Source organism: Bradyrhizobium algeriense (assembly GCF_003062295.1).
GTDB lineage: Bacteria > Pseudomonadota > Alphaproteobacteria > Rhizobiales > Xanthobacteraceae > Bradyrhizobium > Bradyrhizobium algeriense.
In genome coordinates, this window is the sequence record NZ_PYCN01000253.1 from 1 (window position 1) to 462 (window position 462).

A 462-nucleotide genomic window follows, 5' to 3' on the forward strand; every position below is an offset into this window, starting at 1 on the left:
GAGGATCCGAGTGCCAAACCCGGGAGCAGGTAATGCAGGACCTGGAGAATGACAGGGCCGTTGAAGCCAGCGCGATCGTTGGTGGAGACCGTGCCGCAGACAATGAACGGAAGCTCCACCAAGCCCTCAGAAGCTACGCGGCCCGCCTCCCGCCGCAGGCTCTCTGCAACATCCGCTCCGACCTGTTCGCCAGCTTTCTGATCGGCGGATTTGAGTGCTCAACCCACCGACACCAGCATGGACGGCGGCTCGACCTGATCGCAGCCACGGGCCACGATAAACATGCGCAGGCCGATTACAGGATGCTGGCGGAGCATGGAATCCGCACCGTGCGCGACGGTCTCCGCTGGCATCTGATCGAGAGCACGCCCGGTCACTACGACTGGTCGAGCTTTCTGCCTCAGCTTCGGGCGGCTCGCGATACTGGTACCCAGGTTATCTGGGACATCTGCCATTGGGGTT

Annotated in this window: 1 pseudogene; it reads left to right on the forward strand. The window is 62.3% G+C overall.

The annotated features are described in order from the left end of the window. Positions 1-32: 32 nt before the first annotated feature. Positions 33-462, forward strand: a pseudogene (locus tag C7G61_RS43385) (glycosyl transferase family 1); the annotation flags it as partial.